Source organism: Bradyrhizobium sp. NBAIM01 (assembly GCF_020194115.1).
GTDB classification, from domain to species: Bacteria; Pseudomonadota; Alphaproteobacteria; order Rhizobiales; family Xanthobacteraceae; genus Bradyrhizobium; species Bradyrhizobium yuanmingense.
On record NZ_JADYVU010000001.1, the window covers coordinates 279,249 to 298,520 of the forward strand.

The window sequence follows — 19,272 nt, forward strand, 5'->3', positions numbered from 1 at the left end:
ATCCGCCACGTCCGGGCAGGAAGCGGGGCCTGCCCGGAATGCTGTCGGCGGACGGGGCGGCCTCAGACGACGTTGATCTTCTCGAAGATGCCCTCCGCGCCGATCTCCTTGGCGTAGGTGGCCATCACGGGGTCGGCGAGCTTCTTCATGGCGTCCCGCTCCTCGAACGGAACGCGCTTGAGCTTGCCGGCCTTCTCCAGCGTGTCGAGCTTGACGACCTCCTCGCTCGACTCGAGCTGACGGCCGTAATCGCCGGCCTCCTTGCCCGCCTTCATGATCGCGTCCTGCAGATCCTTCGGCAGGGTCTTCAGCGTCTTCACCGAGAAGCAGATCGGCCGGATCGACACGGCGTGCTGGGTCAGGTTGAGATGCGGCGCCACTTCATAGAACTTCATCGCCTCGACGCCGGCCGCTTCGTTCTCGCCGGCTGATATCACCCCGTTCTGGATCGCGTTGTAGACTTCGTTATAGGCGATCACCGTGGGGCTCATGCCGACGGCCGCAAAGGTCTTCGACCAGATCGGCGCGCCCTGCACGCGCACCTTGAGGCCTTTGAGATCGGCGAGGTTCTTCAGCGGCTTGTTGGCGAAGATGTTGCGGATGCCGCCGCCGGCATAACCGATCAGAACCACGTCCGCCTTGGCCGCGACCTCGTCGGCGACTGGCGCCAGGATATTGGCTTCGACCACCTTGTTCATGTGCTCGATGCCCTTGAACACGAAGGGCGCATCGATGAACGGGGCGGCCTTGGCGAAGGTCGACATGTGAGCCGGCGAGACGATGCCGTAATCGACTGCCTTGCCTTGCGACATGTACTCGAAATACTGCTTCTCGAGGCCGAGCGAGGAGTTCCTGTGCAGGGTGAAGTTGACGGGCTTGCCGTAATACTTCTTCACCAGCTCCTCGAACCGCAACAGGGCCCGATTGAAGGCATGGTCGTCATTGAACTGCACGGCACCGTTCAGCGTGATCGGGGCTTGCGCCCTCAGGATCGACGGCATGCCGATGGTAGCTGCCGCAGTGGTTGCACCGATCCCAGCGAGAAATGACCTTCGCTTCATCGTCTCCCCTCCCTTTGATGCTCCGGCCCTGTCGCCGGGCCGTGAGCGCAGCCGTTATGCGGCTTGCGAGAGGCAAGCGTATGAAAAACCTCGGCGGGACGGAAGTCATTTCGCGTGCGCTGGAGCTACCCCTTCGTCGCAGGACTGCACGTAAGCGCCTGCTGCACTGCAACTCGCCACTTCGCTTTGCGGCGAATGCGCGAGGTCTCCGGCGATCAGGAGCGCTGGACGGACGGCGAAAATTCGTGGCGCAGCACAATTCCTGCGCCTATGGTCTCTTCAAAATCATTGTCCGGTGCTGCCGCGCTGGAACCGGGACGCCTGCGTTTGCCAAAGCTTACCCTGCCCGTTCGGCTCGCCTCCTTGTCGCCGGAACGACGCTGCCGCTGATCGTTTTCGCGGTGGCCTTGTCTATTACAACTACCGTCAGGATCGCAGCGAGGCTGCGCGCCGTTTGCTGGAAACGGTGCGTAGCATGCGCATGGTGCTGGATGCCGAGGTGCAGCGGATCACGGGGCTTGCCCCTGCCGCGCGGCGTCGTCTGCACTGTGACCTGCACGCTGGAGGAGACGCTTTGATCCGCGGTCACGCGCATATCGCAACGCAACACGGGGTGTGCTGCGACAATTGCGCTTGCCCTCATCCATTCATCCGATGTTAAACATCCGATGATTGCAGCTGCCGGGGCGTGGCAGCCAAATACAAACGAACCAGCCGCGACAGGCCGGACGGGAGAAACGTACGAGTGGCAAGAGCGCGCCCGAGCCCCGTCGACAAGCCGATCAAGCCCGGCCGCATTCGCGCCGTGCTGACGACGCTCGGCCGGGAGATCGCGCAGGATCTCATTCCGGTCGGGACAGCCCTGCCGCCGGAGCCTGAGCTCGAAGCCCGCTTCGGAGTCGGGCGCGGCGTGGTGCGCGAAGCCATCAAGACGCTCGCCGCCAAAGGTCTGGTCAGCGTGCGGCCCCGCCACGGCACGCACGTGCTGCCGCGCCACGAATGGAGCCTGCTCGACCGCGACGTGCTGAGCTGGCTGGTCGGTCAGGATGAGCCGGATCGGGACCTTCTGCTCGCAATCCAGGAGGTGCGCTCGATCATCGAGCCCGCTGCCGCAGCGCTTGCGGCCGAGCGTGCAACAAGGAACGACCGCTGGCGGATCGACACGGCCCTGGCGGCGATGCAGACTGCAAAGGACCAGGCCAGCGCCCTCGCTGCCGACAAGGCTTTCCATCTCGCCATCCTGGACGCGACCCACAATCCGGTCCTCCAGGGCTTTCGCGGGGCGATCGATACCATTCTGGGCACCGTCTTCACCGTTGCCGTCGGCGGCCCCGGCGGCTGGTTCAAGGACAATCTGCCGAACCACGTCACGGCGGCGCGGGCCATCGAGAGCGGCAACCCGGAGAAGGCGCGCGCCGCGATGGAACGGCTGCTGGGCTACACCCGATCGAAGCTGTCGAACCGAAAGACCATTATCGCCGCGGCGGCTCGCAAAGCGGACGGATCGACCCTGCGCGCCGTCAGGAAGCCGAGCCTCAACCGCAAGAGAAAGCGCCATGCACCGTGACATGAGGGGCTCGGCCCGGATCCCCGCTCCGCGCGGATCGCGAGGAGGGTCGCAACCGATACAGATATGCGATTGCGCGAGACGCGGCTACGATACCAGCAATGATCAGTGGGAAATGCCGGTACAGGCATAGCTGAGCGTCAGGGAGGTCGAATGCAGCTGACGGGCAGTCTGAAAGGCCGATCGTCGCGGCTGATGCGCAGCGTCAACTCGCTGGCCGGCGCTGCAATGTTCGTCGCGCCGCTGCTTGCGCTGGTCGCGGTCTGGGCCGCCGTGATCCCGCTGTTCAACGTCAATCCGCGCGTGTTTCCCTCGGTCGGCGCGGTCGGCACCGCCGCGCTTGACTCGATCCGGGACGGCACGTTGTTCGCCCATGTCGGCGCCAGCCTCTTGCGCGTCGGCCTGGGGACACTGATCGGCATCGCCACCGCGGTGCCGCTCGGTATCGCCATGGGCGTCAGCCCGACGGTCGCGGCCTTTCTCACGCCGCTGTTCCGGTTCTTCTCGGTGCTCGCCGGCATTGCCTGGATCCCGATCGCGACGTTGTGGTTCGGCTACGGTTTCGGCGCGATCGTCTTCGTGATCTTCAACGCCGTATTCTTCGTCGTCGCCTACAACACGCTTCTCGGCGTCAGGACCGTCCCGCACACGCTGCGCAACGCTGCCGCCTCGCTCGGCGCCGGCCGCTGGGCGCTGCTGACCGAAGTACTGCTGCCGGGCGCGCTGCCCAATATCGTCACCGGCATTCGCACCGGCCTGGGCTTTGCCTGGCGCGGCCTGATCGCCGCGGAGATGATCGCGACCAATGTCGGGCTCGGCTACATGCTGTTCGTCGCGCGCGATTTCTACCGCACCGAGGTGATCGTGTTCGGCATGATCGTGATCGGCGTGCTCTGGCTTCTGATCGACCGTCTGTTGCTGGTCCCGCTGGAACGCGCGACCATCGAGCGCTGGGGCATGGTGAGGCGCGCATGAACGTCCTGCTGCAAATCTGGGCCGGCTATGCCCGCCTGACCCGGCGCTGGCCGGGCATCGCCGCGATCATTCCCTTCATCCCGGTGCTGGCGCTGTGGACCGCGGTCAGCGAGGCCGGGCTGTTTCCACGCGCGTTCTTCCCCGGCCCGGCCGACGTCATCCGCGCATTCTTCACGCTGACCTACAAGGGCATCCTGCCCGACTATCTCCAGGACAGCTTGATCCGGCTCGCGACCGGCGCCGCGGTCGGCATGGCGCTCGGCATACCCTTGGGCATCCTGATCGGCACCAGCCGCTGGGCGCATCGCATCTGCTGGCCGGTGCTGCTGTTCTTCCAGGCCATCGGCGACATCGCCTGGCTGCCGATCCTTCTGATCTGGTTCGGCTTCGGTCTGACGACGATGACCTTCGTCATCGTCTACACCGTGCTGTTCCCCGTCGTGCTCAACACCGTGCTCGGCGTCGAATCGGTACCGCGCGATCTGTCACGCGCCGCCTTGAGCCTCGGGGCTTCGCGGGCGCGCGTGCTCTGGGAGGTGACGCTGCCCGGCGCCCTGCCCAACATCATCACCGGCCTGCGCAACGGACTCGGCTACGGCTGGCGCGCGCTGATCGCGGTCGAGATGATCGTCGGCACGTCGGGCATCGGCTTCATGATGTTCGATGCGCGCCGCGCCGGGTCGACCGTCGAGATCATCCTCGGCATGATCATTCTCGGACTGCTCTGGTACATCGTGGACGCCTGGATTCTCGCCCCGCTCGAGCGTGCGACCGGCCAGCGTTGGGGATTGGTGACATCATGAAGACGCTCTCGCTGCGCAATCTCGGCAAGACCTATTTCGACCCTTATGCAGGCGCGCATGTCACCGCCGTCCACGACGTCTCACTCGACGTCGAGCCCGGCGAGTTCATCTCGGTGGTCGGCCCCTCCGGCTGCGGCAAGACGACGATCCTGAACATGATCGCCGGCTTCATTCCCTATTCGAAGGGGGACATCCTGCTCGACGGCAAGCCGGTGCACGGGCCCGGCCCCGAGCGCGGCGTCGTGTTCCAGTCGTTCGCGCTGTTTCCCTGGAAGACCGTGCTCGACAATGTCGGCTTCGGGCCGAAGATGCGCGGCGTGCCGAAGGCCGAGCGCGACCGCATCGCGCATGAATATCTCGCGCTTGCCGGGCTCTCGCATGCGGCGCACCGCTATCCCAACGAGCTCTCCGGGGGCATGCAGCAGCGCGTCGGCGTGGTGCGCGCACTCGCCAACAACCCCGACGTCCTCTTGATGGACGAGCCGTTCGCCAGCGTCGACGCGCAGACGCGCATGACGCTCCAGGAGGAACTGACCCGCATCTGGCAGGAGCGCAAGCCGACGGTGATCTTCATCACCCATGACGTGGCGGAAGCGGTATTTCTCGCCAACCGCGTCGTCGTGCTGTCGAAGGGACGCGTGCTCGACCAGGTCGCGGTCGACCTTCCGCGTCCCCGCATCTGGGACGATCTCGTCCGGGACGACCAGTTCAAGCAGCTTTCGGCGCGCGTGCTGCAGATGGTGCGCGCAGCATGAGCATCGCCGCCGACGTTCTTCGCTCGCCCAAGAGCCGTGTCGTTCTCGGCGCGGTGGCCGCATGGGCGCTGTTTCAGCTCTGGCTGACCATCGCAGCGCCCGGAAAGATCTCGCCGCAGCTCACGGGCACGTCGGAAAAGGTGAACGTGCAGATCGAGCTGCCGTTCACGCCGGAGCGTTTCCACGTGCTCGCCTTCCAGCAATACGGACGCGTCTCGGGCACGGACGAGCATTCGATCGAGCTGCGCGGTGTCAAAAGAACGGACCTCAATGCCGTGGCCCGGCCCTATTGGGTGACGGCGGTGGGGCCGATAAAAGAGGGAGGCTGAGACTATGAAACGACTCTTGCTGCTTGGATTGGCGCTTCTCGCCGGCATGGTGCCGGCAAGCGCCCAAACCCTGACAAAACTCAAGGCCGGCATGGTCACTGGCATCGACCAGATTGGCCTGCCCATCGCGCTCGAGCGCGGCTTCTTCGAGAAGTACGGGCTCGACGTCACGATCGCACGCCCCTACGCCACCGGTGTCGACGCGCTGAACGCGTTGCAGGCCGGCGAGAGCGAGATCGTGCAGGTCGGCGTACCCATGATCGGCGCGGTGCTGCGCGGCATGGACCTCGTCGCGCTGGGCAATTACAGCGGCAACGCCACCAAGGCCGGCTCCGATGCCACGATGGCGATCATCGCGCGCGAAGGCTCGGGCATCGTCAAGGGCGACCTGTCGACGTTGAAGGGCAAGAAGATCGCGGCGTCGTTCGGCACGATCAACCATCTCTACATCCTGGCGACGCTGGAGAAGGCCGGACTGAAACCCGACGACGTAACATTGGTCAACACCCCGCCCCCGGACATGACCGTCGCCCTGCTCGCCAAGGGCATCGACGCGTTCTCGGGCTGGGACCCCTGGCCGATCGTCGCGGGCAAGGACGTGCCGGGCGCCGTCGAGATCATTCGGGGCGGCGACGTGATCTCCTATATCGGCTTCAACGTCGCGCTGCGCCCATGGGTGCAGGCCAACGGCGAGACGATCGAGAAATTCCTCGCCGCCGTCTCCGAGGCCGACCAATGGATGCGCAAGAACCCGAAGCTGGCGGCACAAGTCGCGACGCGCTGGATTCCAGGCCTGAAGCAGGAGGTCGCGGAGGCCGCGATGCAGTTCAACATCCAGCAGGCGGACCGCCGGCTGTCGGCGAACAATTACCGCGCGCTGTGGAGCGCCCAGGACCGGCTCACCCGGCTCGGCATCCTCAAATCGACCTTCGATGTCAATGCGCATATCGAGCCGAAGCACATTCTCAAGGTCATGAAAGACCGTCCTCAGCTGTTCGCCGACCTGCCGCCGATCCCGGAGACGGCGGCGATCACGCCGGGCTACGTGTTCAAGCCCTGAGCATTGTTGCAAACGTCCAGACCAGCGCGCCATGCGCGCCGGTCCGGCCCATCGTCTGCAACGCTGGCGGGCGTCTGGTCTAGACGGTCGAGATGCCGTCGATCGGGCTGATATCCCCGACGAAACGCAGCAGGTCGGCCATCGTGAATTCGCCCGGCACTTGCGACGGCAGCGTCGGCTTCCAGGTCTTGCCCTTGAGCCAGAGATACGACTGGTGGTCGCCATGGACGAGGCCGACGAAGACCTCGGCAAGCAGGGTCGCGCCGACCGGGCCGAGCCTTTCGCCGCTGCCCCGCTGCTCCGCCTCCTTGAGGATGTAGTACCAGAGCGGGGTGTTTTGGTGCAGGCCATGCTTCTTCGCCACGGCGCCGTCGCTCCCCTTCGAGATTTCTTCCGGCGTCAGCGGATTCTTGATCTTCATGGCCTTGGCGACGTCCTGCCCGGACGGCAATCCCAGCAACACGCCGCGCTTGAGGTTGCGGAACGGCAGGCTGCCGCCGTCACCGGGCAGGGTATGGAGTTGCGGCACGATGAACGGGTCGATCTTGCGGGAGGGATTGAACCCCACGCCCGCAGGATTGTTCGGCAACAGCTTATAGTAGCGCCGCCAGTCGATGATCCAGTTGCTCGAAAGCACCGGAAGCGGGAGCGGTGGCTGAATCGGGTTTGGTGCCAGATCGCCGATGATGCCGCCCGACAGCCCGGTGAACCTGAACAGCAGGTCCAGGGTCGCCGGCGCGAGGCCACCGGGCGTGAAGATCCGGTTGTGGCTATAGACCTGGCGCACCATGCTGTGGCCGAGACGATAGACGGCGCCCGAAAACTCGACGGGCATGTAGGGGATCTTCTTGAAGCGGTAGAAGCGCCGCCCCTGCTCGAGGATCTTCGCGACGATCCCCTTCTCGGTGATCCGCTCCACGAAATCGTGCAGGACCATCCATTGGTAGTGCCAGGTCACGATCCGGCGCGCTTCCTCGAAGATCTCGCCCGCCGGCTTGCCGGACGCCGCGAGCTGATCGCAGACCTTGTTGTGAAACTTCAGCATCGCAAGATGGGTTTGCGCGACGACCAGGTTCTCGTCATTGCGATGATCGCCGATCAGGGCAAACCCCTCGGGATTGCGCGGCAGGTCGTTGCGATGATCGCCGGTGATGTCATCGACGTTGACGGTCTTGCCGATCAGCAGCTTGGGGCCCGGTGTCTTGCCGCTGTCGCTGGCCGAATTGCGCGCGTACAGATGGCGGCTGCCGTCGGGGCCGAGACCATAGACGCTGTCGAGATCGAGTGCGGGCGTGCGAAAATTCGTGACCGCCGTCGGATCGGCTTCCTTCTCGCCGAAGGAGGTCAGATCGAGCGTGATGTCGTGATCCACGAATTGGCCGAGATAGGTGAAACCCGCCGGGACGTTGAGGTTGTTGCCCGCGGCGTCGCCGGGGGCGGGATCCTTCATCGCGTCGGCGAGCTCGCGCAGCGGACCGTCGTCGACAGCCAGCGGCTCCAGGGTCGGAAACATCCGGCCAAACATGCCCGGATCGTCGTGTCCGGAGAGCGTATCCAGAAATTGTCGCGTCGGTTGACGTCCGGCCTTGCCATGACCGGGATGAACATTCACGTCGGTTCCCATCGCTTGCTCCTGCTTAAAATGCTGTAAGGGAGAGGGGCGCCGAAGATGTCGATTGGCCTAAAATACTCGTTTCAGTATACGTTCTGAAGAATTGCCCCTCAGGGTGCAGTACGAGAGAATATTACCACAGATTGCATTCTGTGGATGGGCCCTGCCGCGAGGCCTTTTGCCCCACCGACGACACAGGCTTTTGATCGTCCGAAGCTCGAGCAGGAAAGACTAAGGCGCGATCGACGCGTCGGCTGAATCTCTCAGCGCGTCACCGCTTGGCAGCGAACCGCGACCAGATTTCAGCGTCCGTGTAGAAGTCCACGCCGCCATCGAGATCTCTCACCAGCCACTCGCCGAGGTAGACGATCTGTGTGCCGCTGCGCCGCTCGTGCCGAAGCTCGAATTTTCCGTCGGCATCCTTCTGCAGCGAGCAATTCGACTGAACCCAGCTCGGCCACTCCTGCAACGGCTGCCCCAGAAATTGCCAGGCAACCAACGCCGCGTTGTCCGACAGGGGTTCTAAGCGCAGTGTCTTGGTCACGTGATCTCCACCATGCGAGTTGTCCCCCGATGCAACGCCTTGGGACCGGAAAGGTTTGGAATCGTCGTTCCGTGACAGCATGCCTGACCGATTTCAACGGTTCCTCTACTTTTTCGTCCGTGAAAACCCGGTCCCCGCGCGCCCTAACCGATCGTCTGCAGCACCGGAAACGTCTCCAGCAGCCAGATGCTCACATTCGAGACCGCGCCGGTGAGAAAGCCGATGCCGGTGAGCACCATCAGGACGCCCATTGCGCGCTCGACGTTGACGAGGTGGCCCTTCATGCGCGCGAACAGCGCGGAGAACTGTTCGATCATCAGCGCGGCGATCAGGAATGGGATGCCGAGGCCCGCGGAATAGACCGCGAGCAGGCCGGCGCCCCTCGTCACCGTGGCTTCCGCCGCGGCGACCGAGAGGATCGCGGCGAGGATCGGGCCGATGCAGGGTGTCCAGCCGAACGCGAATGCGAGGCCCATGATATAGGCGCCCCACAGGCCGACCGGTTTGGGGATCGGCAGGCGTCCTTCCCGCATCAGAAAGCCGATCCGCGTCAGGCCGAGGAAGTGCAGGCCCATGATGATGATGACGATGCCGGCGAGGATCGACAGCTCCGCCGACCAGGCACGGATCAGCCCGCCGATCAGCGAAGCGCTGGCGCCGAGCGCCACGAAGATGGTGGAGAAGCCGAGCACGAACAGGAGCGCCGACATCATGATCGCGCGCTTGGAGGCCGCGACCGGCTCGTCGCTCTCGACATGCTCGATCGTGGCGCCCGTGAGGTAAACCAGATAGGGCGGAACCAGAGGCAGGACGCAAGGCGAGAGGAAGCTGACGAGGCCGGCAATCAGTGCGGCCGGAATCGAAACATTTTGCATGATGCAATCGGAGCCATCTCAGGCCCCGTCAGGGCGCGCAGGGAACGCGCCCGGCCCGGAGCCGAACCGGCTCTGGTGTAGCCCATGCCGGAGAATGCGCAACAGAGGCGCACAAAGCCAGGGCTCCGCCCGATGCCCTCCGTGATCACAGATGCGGCATCGGGACGCGCACAAACCTCGCCGGAAAGCGAGATTGGGCGGCGCGGCTACTTCACCACGCGGAGCAGCGGACGCCGGGGCTGGTCCTGCGTCTGCTTGGAAGGGGGCGGCGGCTCGCTGGCAGCGCTCCGCAGCATTTCGTCGCACAGCGCCTTGAGATCGGCACTGTCGATTCCTTTCAGTTTCATCCTGACGTCGAGGATGACGATGGACAGCATCTCGGCCGACTCGCGGCTGTTGCAGGCATTGAGAACCCTGCGGCACTCCTCGAGCGTTTCCAGCACCGACTGCAACTGTTCGTCTGAATGCGACACCGGCGTTCTTTCCGTTAATTCGGCCTGCGAGACGTATCTGTCACGCCCCCTTCGGCCCCCATGGAAGACGATAGATAGCACGAGGCGACTGCGCCTTCGAACCTGATTTCAGTGTGTTTCTGCTGTGGAACCGGGTTCCCGCTCGCATCGCCATGCGGCGCCTTTGGCGACCGCCGCAATGCTCCGGGAGCGAACGCCTGACGCGGTGCGATTGATCCAGCAACGGCGAAGAGCACCGACTCCTGCGCAAGACCGTTCATTGCAGTCAGCGCCGGCACTCCCGCAGCCATCTCGCGGCTCGCAACGGAACTCACGTCATACCCCTCACTCGAGCCGATTAGCCTCGCCCGAATTCCCAGCCCATGGGAGCATCCAAATACCGCCCTAAGGTAGTAAGGATGACGTTCAAAACTCGTCGTTCCCCAACCCGTCGTGGTTGTGGTTTGCGCCAGATTCTGCCAGTTTAGCGTTCCAAAGGGAATTGTATGCACTCCTTGGCGGAAAGGGGCGTTCCTCTGGAGGAACGCCCAAAGACAAATATCAGCGGCCTCTCCGACTGGGACGCCGCCCGCATATTCTTGGAAGTCGTCCGATGCGGAAGCTTTCGCTCGGCGGCCGAGCGCCTGTCTCTGTCGATCAACGCCGTGCGGCGCCGAATCGACGATTTCGAACGCCAGACCGGCACCACGTTATTCACGCGCGACGTCCACGGCACCCATCTGACCGATGAGGGCGCCTTGGTAGTCTCCGCTGTCGAACGCATGGAGGCGGCCACCTTCGACGTGCTGCGCGCCAGCGATTCGATGGCCAACGCGCTGTCGGGCGAGGTCCGCGTGGCCGTCACCGAAGGGCTCGGCACATTCTGGCTTGCCCCCCGCCTGGTCGAATTCCAGCAGGCCTATCCGAAGATCCTGGTGGACCTGCATTGCGCGATGCGCTCGGCCGACGTCTCGCGCCACGAGGCCGACGTCGCCATTCATCTGTCCCGTCCCTCGGCGCTGGACATCAAGCTGGTGCGGCTCGGCCGCATGCATCTGATGTTCTGGGCCTCGGAGAAATACATCGCAAAGCATGGCGCGCCGCGCTCGGCGGCGGAATTGATCAAGCATCGTCTGGTGCTGCAATTCGCCGACCAGCTCGCCGCCAAGGAATCCTTCGAAAGCTTCTTCCCGGGCGTGTCCGAACGTGACCTTCTGGTCATGAAGACCAACGTCTCGAGCGCCAACTATTGGGCGGTCGCGAATGGCGCCGGCATCGGCGTCTTCCCGAGCTACGCCATTGCGCTCGGCGGGAAATTAATTCCACTGGAGGTCGAGCTGAACCGACCGCTGGATATCTGGCTGTCCTACCACCCTGGTAGCGGCCGTATCCCGCGCGTGCGGCACATGATTGACTGGCTGATCGAGGCTTTCAATCCGGCCCGCTTCCCGTGGTTTAAGGAAGAGTTCGTGCACCCGCATGAATTCAAGGACTCGTATATGGGCGAACCCCTGACCCAGCTCTTCGGGGGATTTTCAACCGAAGAACAAAGGTGAAAACAGAGATGAAAGCAGCGGCCAAAAGAATGAAGCAGCGCAGCGCGGGCAAGCCGGACATCGAGCTTGGCAAGCGGATCCGTCTGCGGCGCGTCGAGATGAAGATCTCGCAGGCCGAGCTCGGCGAGAAGCTCGGCGTCAGCTTCCAGCAGGTGCAGAAATACGAGAAGGGCGTCAATCGCGTCGGCGCGGCCCGGCTTCAGCAGATCGCCTCCGCCCTCGATGTGCCCGTGACCTTCTTCTACGACGGCGACAACAAGGCCCGCGAAGTCGAGAGCCTGCTCTTTCTCGATTCGGCCTTCAGCCTCCGCCTGCTGCGCGCCTACAGCAAGATCAAGGATCAGACGGTGCAGCGTCAGCTCGTCTCGCTGATGGAATCGATCGCGGCGAACGAGAGCTGAGGCCGGTCGACGGTCCGGCCTTCACGGCCGACGTTCAATCCGCCGCGTCACGGGGGCGCGGCCGGATTGCACGAGATCGGCCGAAAGATGTCTGCGCGCAACCGCGCGCGGCCGGTCTCGGGGCGGCATGGCCGCCCCTTTTGTTGGCGGTCTTCCCCCGACCTTTCCGCCTCCGTCGAACGCCGCGCGCCATGCAATCGCAGCACGGGCGGATGCGGGCTCTCCTCTCCCGCGCCGGTTGACCGCGGCGGTGCCTGCGCCGCACATTGCGCCTCGCCACCGAGCAGCGAGCGCGCGATGCCAGACGCTATCAGCACGACCGGAACACCTTACGCCGACGGCAAGATTCTGACGCACACGGCCGATGGCGTCGGCGTGATCACCTTCAACAATCCCGACAAGCGCAACGCGATGTCGCTGGAGATGTGGGAGGGATTTGGCGAGGCGTTGACGGCCTTGCGCGACGACGACACGGTGCGCGTCGTGATCCTGCGCGGCGCCGGCGGCAAGGCGTTCGTCTCGGGTGCCGACATCAGCCAGTTCGAGAAGGTGCGGCACAATGCGGCGGCATCCGAGCAATACGCCAAGCGCAGCGCCGCCCAGCGCGCGCTGCTCGCCGATTATCCCAAGCCGACCATCGCCTGCATCGACGGCTATTGCCTCGGCGGCGGCATGCAGGTCGCCATGCTCGCCGACATCCGCCTCGCCTCGCATGAAAGCCAGTTCGGCATTCCCGCCGCCAAGCTCGGCATCGCCTATGGCTATGACGGCCTGCGGCATCTGGTGTCGCTGGTCGGGCCGTCCTGGGCGCGGCTGCTGATGTATACGGGCATGCGCATCGATTCCGCCGAGGCGCTGCGCATCGGCCTCGTCGAGCGCGTGTTTCCGCAAGGCGAGCTCTGGGGCGAGACCATGGCGATGGCCGAGACGATCGCGCAGAACGCCCCGCTCGCGATCAAGGCGGCCAAGATCACAATCGCGCAGGTGCTGAAGGACGAGAGCCGGCGCGACATGGAGGCGATCAAGGTGATCGGCAATGCCTGCATGGACAGCGCGGATTTCCGCGAGGGCCGGCAGGCCTTCATGGAAAAGCGGAAGCCGCAGTTTAGGGGGAAGTAATTTCGTCGTGGAGAGAGGCCAGGAGCACAGCCCCTACAGCGCTCCCAGCACCGCTTTCGTGATGTCAGCCGTGCCATTGCCGCCGCCGAATTCCATCGGCTTGATGCCGCCGGCATAGACCTGGTCCACCGCACGCTCGATCGTCTCGCCGGCTTCCGCAGCGCTCTCGATGCCGTGCTTGTCGGCGAGCCAATCCAGCATCATCGCGGCGGACAGGATCATGCCGGTGGGGTTGGCCTTGCCCTGCCCCATGATGTCAGGCGCCGTGCCGTGGCACGGCTGGAACACCGCGTATTTGTCACCGATGTCGGCGGACGGCGCCATGCCGAGGCCGCCGATCAGGCTCGCGGTGATGTCGGAGACGATGTCGCCGAACATGTTCTCCATCACCATCACGTCGAAATCCCAGGGACGCTTGACCAGCATCGCCGAGCAGGCATCGACATAGAGCCGGTCGGTCTTCACGTCAGGATGCTTCTTCTCGATCTCGTCGAAGATGCCGCGGAAGAACGCGAACGCCTTGAATACGTTCGCCTTATCGACGCAGGTGAGCGCGCCCGGCTTGCCGCGCGCCTTGCGCCGCTCGGCAAGGCGAAACGAGAACTCGAACAAACGCTCGGAGGTTTTGCGCGTGATCACCATGGTCTCGCGCGCGTCCTCGTGGGTGACGACGCCCTTGCCCATCGAGGCGAACAGGCCTTCGGTGGACTCGCGGATCACGACGAGATCGATGCCGCGCTGGTCCGCGCCGACGATCGGGCTCGGTACGCCCGGAATGAGGCGCGCCGGACGCACGCCGGCATAGAGATCGAAGATGAAGCGCAGCTCGATCTGCGGCGCGATCTCGGTGTTGTCGGGGTAGCGCACCGACGGCAGGCCGCAGGCTCCGAGCAGGATCGCGTCCGCCTCCTCGCAGAGCTTGATGGTGCTATCCGGCATCGACTTGCCGGTCGCGAGATAATGGTTGGCGCCGGCCGGCGCCTCGGTGAAGCGGAAGCCGAGGCCGGACTTCTCGCCGACCTTGCGCAGCACCTCCAGCGCCGGCGCCATGACTTCAGGGCCGATGCCGTCACCGGCGAGCACGGCAATGTGGAAGGCGTTGTTTGCGGACATTTAAGGCCTCAAGGGAGGTGTCAACCAGGTCGTCATTGCGAGCGAAGCGAAGCAATCCAGAACTGCATCCACGGAGACATTCTGGATTGCTTCGTCGCTTCGCTCCTCGCAATGACGAGGGAGAGAGCATTCGTTACGGCGTCAGCACCGTACGCCCGACCACCGCGCCCTGCTGCAATTGCAGCAGCGCGTCGTTGGCCTTGGCGAGCGGTTGCGGCGTCACCGGGATCGGCGGCACCTTCTTCGACCGCACGAGGTCGAGCAGCTCCTGCGTCTCGCGCAAGTTTCCGACATAGCTGCCCTGGATCGTCACCGCCTTGATCGGAATCAGCGGCAACGCCCAGGTCGCGCCGCCGCCGAACAGGCCGACAAGGACGAGCTTACCGCCCTTTGTCAGGCAGTCGAAGCCGAGCTGCGTCGTAGCAGCGTTGCCGACGAGGTCGATCACGGCGCGGATAGGGCCGCCCGCCTTCTTGGCAAGCTGCTCCAGCGCGTCAGGGGCCTTGGGATCGACGGTCGCAAGCGCACCGGCCTTCTCCGCCGCCTCGCGCTTCCTCGCGTCGATATCGACCATGATCGCGCCCTTGCCGCCCATCGCCTTGAGCAGCGACAACGCCATCAGGCCGAGGCCGCCGGCGCCGAACATCACGATCGGCGTGTCGAAATGCTGCTCGACCTTCTTCAGCGCGCTGTAGGTGGTGACGCCCGAGCAGGCATAGGGCGCGGTCGTCGCGGGATCGAGGCCCTTCAGATTGAGCAGGTAGCGCGGATGCGGCACCAGCATGTGATCGGAATAGCCGCCGTCGCAATAGACCCCGAGCGAGCGCGGCGTCAGGCACATGTTCTCGTCACCGGCGAGGCACGTTGCACATTTGCCGCAGCCGATCCAGGGATAGACCAGCCCGACATCGCCGACCTTCAGGTCGCCCTGGTCGGTCGGCTTCACGTCGGGGCCGAAGGCGAGGACTTCGCCGACCGTCTCGTGGCCCATGGTCAGCGGCAGGTTGATGCCGCGGTCCTTCAACGAGAGCGGCTTGCGGCCATGGCCGAGATCGTAGCCGCCTTCCCAGATGTGGAGGTCGCTGTGGCAGACGCCGGCGGCCTTCACCTTGATCAGCACCTGCGTGCCCGAGGGCTGCGGCGTCGCCTCGTCGACCTCCTGCAGCGGCGCCTTGAAATCGGCAACCTTGAAACTCTTCATCGGCGTCCTCCCGCATGCTTCTTGTTGTCGCGCCACCATGCCATGGTCGGCGCGACCAGACAAACCGGTCTTAGTTCAGGCCAGCGGATGATGGCAAGCCGCGAACTGGCCGGGTGCGACCTGGCGCAACTCCGGTATCTCCGCGCTGCAACGCTGATCCGCGCGCGGGCAGCGGGTGCGGAAGCGGCAGCCGGACGGCGGCGCAATCGGCGATGGCGGCTCGCCGGCCGCCACACTTTCGGCGGGTCGCACGTCCGGATCCGGCACCGGGATCGCCTGCAACAGCAGCGCGGTGTAGGGATGCGCAGGCCGCGCGAACAATTGCTCGGAGGGGGCGACCTCGCAGAGCCGGCCGAGATACATCACCGCGACGCGGTCGCTGACCGCTTTGACCACCGCGAGGTCGTGCGCGATGAACAGCAGCGTCAGACCGAAGCGCGCCTTCATCTCCTCCAGCAGGTTGAGGATCTGCGCGCGAATGGAGACGTCGAGGGCCGACACCGGCTCGTCGCAGACGATGAACTCCGGGTTGAGCACCAGCGAGCGTGCGATACAGATGCGCTGGCACTGGCCGCCGGAGAATTCGTGCGGCAGGCGGGTCGCCACGAGATCGGGGTCGAGCCCGACCGCGGAGAGCACCTCGTGAACGCGCCGTTTGCGCTCGGCGGCATCCTTGATCCCGGCGATGATCAGCGGCTCGGCGACGATGTCGCCGATGCGCCGGCGCGGATTGAGCGAAGCAATCGGATCCTGGAAGATCAGCTGCACGCGGCGGCGCATCCGGCGCAGCGCCTCGCCCTCCATCGCGGTGAGGTCCTCGCCGTCGAACATCACGCGGCCGGACTTGGCGCGGCGCAGTTGCAACACCGCGCGCCCGAGCGTCGACTTGCCGCAGCCGGATTCGCCGACCAGCCCAAGCGTCTCGCCGCGCGCGACCTGGAGGCTGACACCGGAAACGGCATGAACAATCTTGTTGCCGAGGCCGTATTCGACCACGAGATTGTCGACGTTGAGAAGCGGCGCGGGGCGCGCGGCAAGCTGCATCATGCCTCGATCCCCTCCGTCATCCGGATCGGATGGAAGCAGGCATAGAGATGTCCCGACACCTCTGCGCTGGTCAGGACCGGTTTGGCCTCATGACAGCGCCCGCCGGCATAACTGCAGCGCGGCGCGAAGGAGCAGCCCTTCAGCGGGCGCGTCGGATCGGGTGGACGGCCCGAGATCGCCGGCAGCGGCGTATGAGGCGCGGTATCGAGCTTCGGGATCGCCGCCAGCAGCGCCTCGGTGTAGGGCATGTGCATGCGCTTGAACAAGGCTTGCGTCGGCGCGCGCTCCACCACCCGGCCGGCATACATTACCGCGACCTCGTCGGCGCGGCCGGCTACCACGCCGAGATCGTGGGTGATGATGATCATCGCCATGTGGCGGCGGCGCTGCTCGCGCGCGAGCAGATCGAGGATCTGCGCCTGGATGGTGACGTCGAGCGCGGTGGTCGGCTCGTCCGCGATCAGGAGCTTCGGCTCGCAGGACAGTGCGATCGCAATCGCGATGCGCTGGCGCATGCCGCCGGAGCATTGATGCGGATATTGCGCGAGCCGCTGCTCCGGGGCGGGAATGCCGACGGCGGCGAGCAGCTCGATGCTGCGGGCCTTCGCGGCGAGAGCGTCAAGCTCGAGGTGCTCCTGGATCGTCTCCATCAGCTGCGTGCCGATGGTGAGCACAGGGTTGAGCGAGGTCATGGGGTCCTGGAATACGACCGCGAGGTCGCGCCCGCGCAGCCGCCGCAGGCTTTCAGCCTCGAGCCGCACCAGATCCTCGCCGTCGAACATCACCCGGCCCGTCAGCTTCGCCTTCTTCGGCAGCAGTTGCAGCACGGCGCGCGAGAGCATGGTCTTGCCGCAGCCGGATTCACCGACGATCCCGAGCGTGCGGCCGGCCTGCAGCGAAAGGTCGACGTGATCGACCGCGCGCAGGTTTCCGCGCGGGGTCGGCAGCTCGACCGCGACATCCTCGATGGCCAGGAGCGGCGCGGTCACAGTGCCCCCTGACGTGGGTCGGTGAGAGCCCGCAAGGTGTCGCCGACGAGGTTGAACGCCAGCACCGTCGCAAACAGTGCTGCCGCCGGCAGAAAGGCGAGGCGCGGCGCGACGTCCAGACTGTCACGTCCCTCCCCGATCATGCTGCCCCAGCTCGGCATCGGCGGCGGCACGCCGAGGCCGAGGAAGGACAGCGCGCCCTCGACCACGATGGTGACCGCGACGCCGAGCAGGAAGAAGGCGAGCAGCGGCAGGATGACGTTCGGCAGCAGCTCGCGCAGCAAGATGCGCGCATGGCTAGCCCCTAACGCCTCGGCGGCGATCACGAACTCGCGCCGCGCCAGCGTCAGCGTCGCCGCGCGCGCCACGCGCATGAAAGCGGGAATGCCGAGCACGCCGAGGACAATAGTGAGGTTGGGGACCGACTGCCCGAGATAGGCGACCACCGCGAGCGCGAAGATCAGCGGCGGAAAGGCGAGCAACACATCCATGCTGCCGACCACCAGCGTCTCGAACCGGCCGCGGAAATAGCCGGCCAGCAGGCCGAGCGCGCCGCCGATGACGAGGCCGATCATGGGCGCGATCAGCCCGACCGTTAGCGACACCCGCGCACCAAAGATCAGCCGGGCGAGCTCGTCGCGGCCGAGCCCGTCGGTGCCGAGCCAATGTTCCCCGGAGAAGGCGGCGCGCCGTTCCAGCATGTCCATATCGGTCGGGTTCTGCAGCGGCAGCACCGGCGCCAGGATCGCTAGCGAAAGGATGATCGCAACCCAGGCGCTTGCGATCCAGAACAACAGGCCGAGCTTGGGCTTGCGGCCGACCGGCGCAGCTACCTCCTCGTCCTGGATCGACAGCTCAAGCGTGGCCATGGCGGATCCTGGGGTCGAGCACGGCATAGAGCATGTCGACGATGAAGTTGACGATGACGAAGCCGCAGGCGACCAGCAGCACCACGCCCTGGAGAATGACGAGGTCCCGGGTGTAGATCGCCCCGACCAGCAGCCGGCCGATGCCGGGCAGCGCGAAGATCGTTTCCACGATCAGCGTGCCGCCGAGCAGGCGACCGATATTGATGCCCGTCACCGTCACCAGGGTCAGCGAAGAAGGCTTCAGCGCATGCACCAACAGGATGCGCGATGGCTTGAGACCCTTTGCTTTCGCCAGCGCGATATAGTCCTCCTGCAACGTCGCGATCATGTCGGAGCGCAGCACCCGCATGATGCCCGGCCATTCCGCCAGCGCCAGCGTCAGCGCCGGCAGCACGAAGAAGCGCAAATTGGCCAGCGGCGCCTCGGTGAACGGCACATAGCCGGTCGCCGGCAGCCAGCGCAGCTCGACCGCGAACAGATAGATCAGCAGGATCGCAGTCAGGAACGACGGCATCGACAGCATCGCGAAAGCGCTGCCGGTCATGAAGCGGTCGAACGCACCGCCGGCGCGCGCGGCACAGGCGATCGCAACGGGAACACCGATCAGGAGCCCGATGAACTCGGCCATCAGCATCAGCTGCAGCGAGACCGGGATGCGCTCGGCCACCGCCTGCAGCACCGTCTGCCCGGTGCGAAACGAGCGGCCGAGATCGCCCTGCACCACGTGGCCGAGCCAGCTCAGGTAACGCCACCACAGCGGCTGGTCGAGTCCCATGTCGCGGCGCAGCGCCGCGACGTTCTCCGGCGTTGCCTGATCGCCCAGGATGACGAGCGCGAGATCGCCCGGCAGCAGCGAGGCGATCAGGAACGTCAGCAACGAGACGGCGAGCAGGACCGGCAGCATGGCAAGCAGCCGCCGCGCGACGAAGTTCAGCATCGCGCGG

The 19,272-nt window shown here is 65.2% G+C and carries 20 protein-coding genes and 1 pseudogene; 10 read left to right on the forward strand and 11 right to left on the reverse strand.

The annotated features are described in order from the left end of the window. Positions 1-62 precede the first annotated feature (62 nt). Positions 63-1,061, reverse strand: a complete 999-nt coding sequence (locus tag I6F31_RS01195; RefSeq protein WP_225127425.1) for a TRAP transporter substrate-binding protein — start codon at positions 1,059-1,061, stop codon at positions 63-65. Positions 1,062-1,388: 327 nt separating this feature from the next. Here I6F31_RS01195 and I6F31_RS01200 point away from each other — a divergent pair. The 7 genes and pseudogenes from I6F31_RS01200 to I6F31_RS01230 form a co-directional block, all read left to right on the forward strand. Beyond that, a pseudogene (locus I6F31_RS01200) lies at positions 1,389-1,578 on the forward strand (sensor histidine kinase); the annotation flags it as partial. Between the two features lie 228 nt (positions 1,579-1,806). Then, positions 1,807-2,628, forward strand: a complete 822-nt coding sequence (locus I6F31_RS01205) for a FadR/GntR family transcriptional regulator (protein WP_036004523.1) — start codon at positions 1,807-1,809, stop codon at positions 2,626-2,628. Between the two features lie 153 nt (positions 2,629-2,781). Further along, positions 2,782-3,603: an ABC transporter permease gene (locus tag I6F31_RS01210; protein WP_225184552.1), complete on the forward strand. Its 822-nt coding sequence runs from the start codon at positions 2,782-2,784 to the stop codon at positions 3,601-3,603. Beyond that, positions 3,600-4,406 (forward strand): ABC transporter permease, encoded by an 807-nt coding sequence (locus tag I6F31_RS01215; RefSeq protein ID WP_036004520.1) that lies wholly within the window; start codon positions 3,600-3,602, stop codon positions 4,404-4,406. Before I6F31_RS01210 ends, I6F31_RS01215 begins: the two co-directional genes overlap by 4 nt. Beyond that, on the forward strand, positions 4,403-5,161 hold the full coding sequence (locus tag I6F31_RS01220) for an ABC transporter ATP-binding protein (protein ID WP_225123698.1): 759 nt from the start codon (positions 4,403-4,405) through the stop codon (positions 5,159-5,161). Before I6F31_RS01215 ends, I6F31_RS01220 begins: the two co-directional genes overlap by 4 nt. Next, entirely contained in the window at positions 5,158-5,490 is a 333-nt protein-coding gene (locus tag I6F31_RS01225) for a hypothetical protein (RefSeq protein WP_225146128.1), read from the forward strand. The genes I6F31_RS01220 and I6F31_RS01225 overlap by 4 nt, the downstream gene beginning before the upstream one ends. A 4-nt stretch (positions 5,491-5,494) precedes the next feature. Continuing rightward, on the forward strand, positions 5,495-6,550 hold the full coding sequence (locus I6F31_RS01230) for an ABC transporter substrate-binding protein (RefSeq protein WP_036004511.1): 1,056 nt from the start codon (positions 5,495-5,497) through the stop codon (positions 6,548-6,550). A gap of 79 nt (positions 6,551-6,629) precedes the next feature. Here I6F31_RS01230 and I6F31_RS01235 read toward each other — a convergent pair whose 3' ends face one another. The 4 genes from I6F31_RS01235 to I6F31_RS01250 form a co-directional block, all read right to left on the reverse strand. Continuing rightward, positions 6,630-8,174 carry a heme peroxidase family protein gene (locus I6F31_RS01235; protein WP_225184553.1) on the reverse strand — a complete coding sequence of 515 codons (1,545 nt, stop codon included), beginning with the start codon at positions 8,172-8,174 and terminating at the stop codon, positions 6,630-6,632. Positions 8,175-8,433: 259 nt separating this feature from the next. After that, on the reverse strand, positions 8,434-8,706 hold the full coding sequence (locus I6F31_RS01240; protein WP_036025895.1) for a hypothetical protein: 273 nt from the start codon (positions 8,704-8,706) through the stop codon (positions 8,434-8,436). A gap of 143 nt (positions 8,707-8,849) precedes the next feature. Next, positions 8,850-9,581, reverse strand: coding sequence for a cytochrome c biogenesis protein CcdA (locus I6F31_RS01245; protein ID WP_036004503.1), 732 nt, complete (start codon positions 9,579-9,581; stop codon positions 8,850-8,852). Between the two features lie 206 nt (positions 9,582-9,787). Continuing rightward, positions 9,788-10,054 carry a hypothetical protein gene (locus I6F31_RS01250; protein WP_025034806.1) on the reverse strand — a complete coding sequence of 89 codons (267 nt, stop codon included), beginning with the start codon at positions 10,052-10,054 and terminating at the stop codon, positions 9,788-9,790. Between the two features lie 485 nt (positions 10,055-10,539). Here I6F31_RS01250 and I6F31_RS01255 point away from each other — a divergent pair, with 485 nt between their 5' ends. The 3 genes from I6F31_RS01255 to I6F31_RS01265 all read left to right on the forward strand — a co-directional run bounded on the left by I6F31_RS01255 (position 10,540) and on the right by I6F31_RS01265 (position 13,109). Then, entirely contained in the window at positions 10,540-11,589 is a 1,050-nt protein-coding gene (locus I6F31_RS01255) for a LysR family transcriptional regulator (RefSeq protein ID WP_036025896.1), read from the forward strand. Positions 11,590-11,618: 29 nt separating this feature from the next. Then, positions 11,619-11,990 carry a helix-turn-helix transcriptional regulator gene (locus tag I6F31_RS01260; RefSeq protein WP_020608151.1) on the forward strand — a complete coding sequence of 124 codons (372 nt, stop codon included), beginning with the start codon at positions 11,619-11,621 and terminating at the stop codon, positions 11,988-11,990. A gap of 297 nt (positions 11,991-12,287) precedes the next feature. Beyond that, a complete protein-coding gene (locus I6F31_RS01265) occupies positions 12,288-13,109 on the forward strand; it encodes an enoyl-CoA hydratase (protein ID WP_225184554.1) in 822 nt (273 codons plus the stop codon). 33 nt (positions 13,110-13,142) lie between these two features. Here the strand turns inward: I6F31_RS01265 and I6F31_RS01270 are convergent, their stop codons facing one another. The 6 genes from I6F31_RS01270 to I6F31_RS01295 all read right to left on the reverse strand — a co-directional run bounded on the left by I6F31_RS01270 (position 13,143) and on the right by I6F31_RS01295 (position 19,265). Then, complete coding sequence (locus I6F31_RS01270; RefSeq protein ID WP_057026781.1) at positions 13,143-14,222, reverse strand: isocitrate/isopropylmalate dehydrogenase family protein; 1,080 nt, start codon at positions 14,220-14,222, stop codon at positions 13,143-13,145. Positions 14,223-14,355: 133 nt separating this feature from the next. Continuing rightward, the gene (locus tag I6F31_RS01275; protein ID WP_036025902.1) at positions 14,356-15,423 is read right to left on the reverse strand and encodes an alcohol dehydrogenase; all 1,068 of its coding nucleotides are present in this window, start codon (positions 15,421-15,423) and stop codon (positions 14,356-14,358) included. 75 nt (positions 15,424-15,498) lie between these two features. Next, positions 15,499-16,470: an oligopeptide/dipeptide ABC transporter ATP-binding protein gene (locus I6F31_RS01280; protein ID WP_074447511.1), complete on the reverse strand. Its 972-nt coding sequence runs from the start codon at positions 16,468-16,470 to the stop codon at positions 15,499-15,501. Then, entirely contained in the window at positions 16,467-17,459 is a 993-nt protein-coding gene (locus I6F31_RS01285) for an ABC transporter ATP-binding protein (RefSeq protein ID WP_225184555.1), read from the reverse strand. The genes I6F31_RS01280 and I6F31_RS01285 overlap by 4 nt, the downstream gene beginning before the upstream one ends. After that, positions 17,456-18,328, reverse strand: coding sequence for an ABC transporter permease (locus tag I6F31_RS01290; RefSeq protein WP_036004454.1), 873 nt, complete (start codon positions 18,326-18,328; stop codon positions 17,456-17,458). Before I6F31_RS01290 ends, I6F31_RS01285 begins: the two co-directional genes overlap by 4 nt. Continuing rightward, the gene (locus I6F31_RS01295) at positions 18,315-19,265 is read right to left on the reverse strand and encodes an ABC transporter permease (RefSeq protein WP_036025925.1); all 951 of its coding nucleotides are present in this window, start codon (positions 19,263-19,265) and stop codon (positions 18,315-18,317) included. The genes I6F31_RS01290 and I6F31_RS01295 overlap by 14 nt, the downstream gene beginning before the upstream one ends. Between the last annotated feature and the right edge of the window lie 7 nt (positions 19,266-19,272).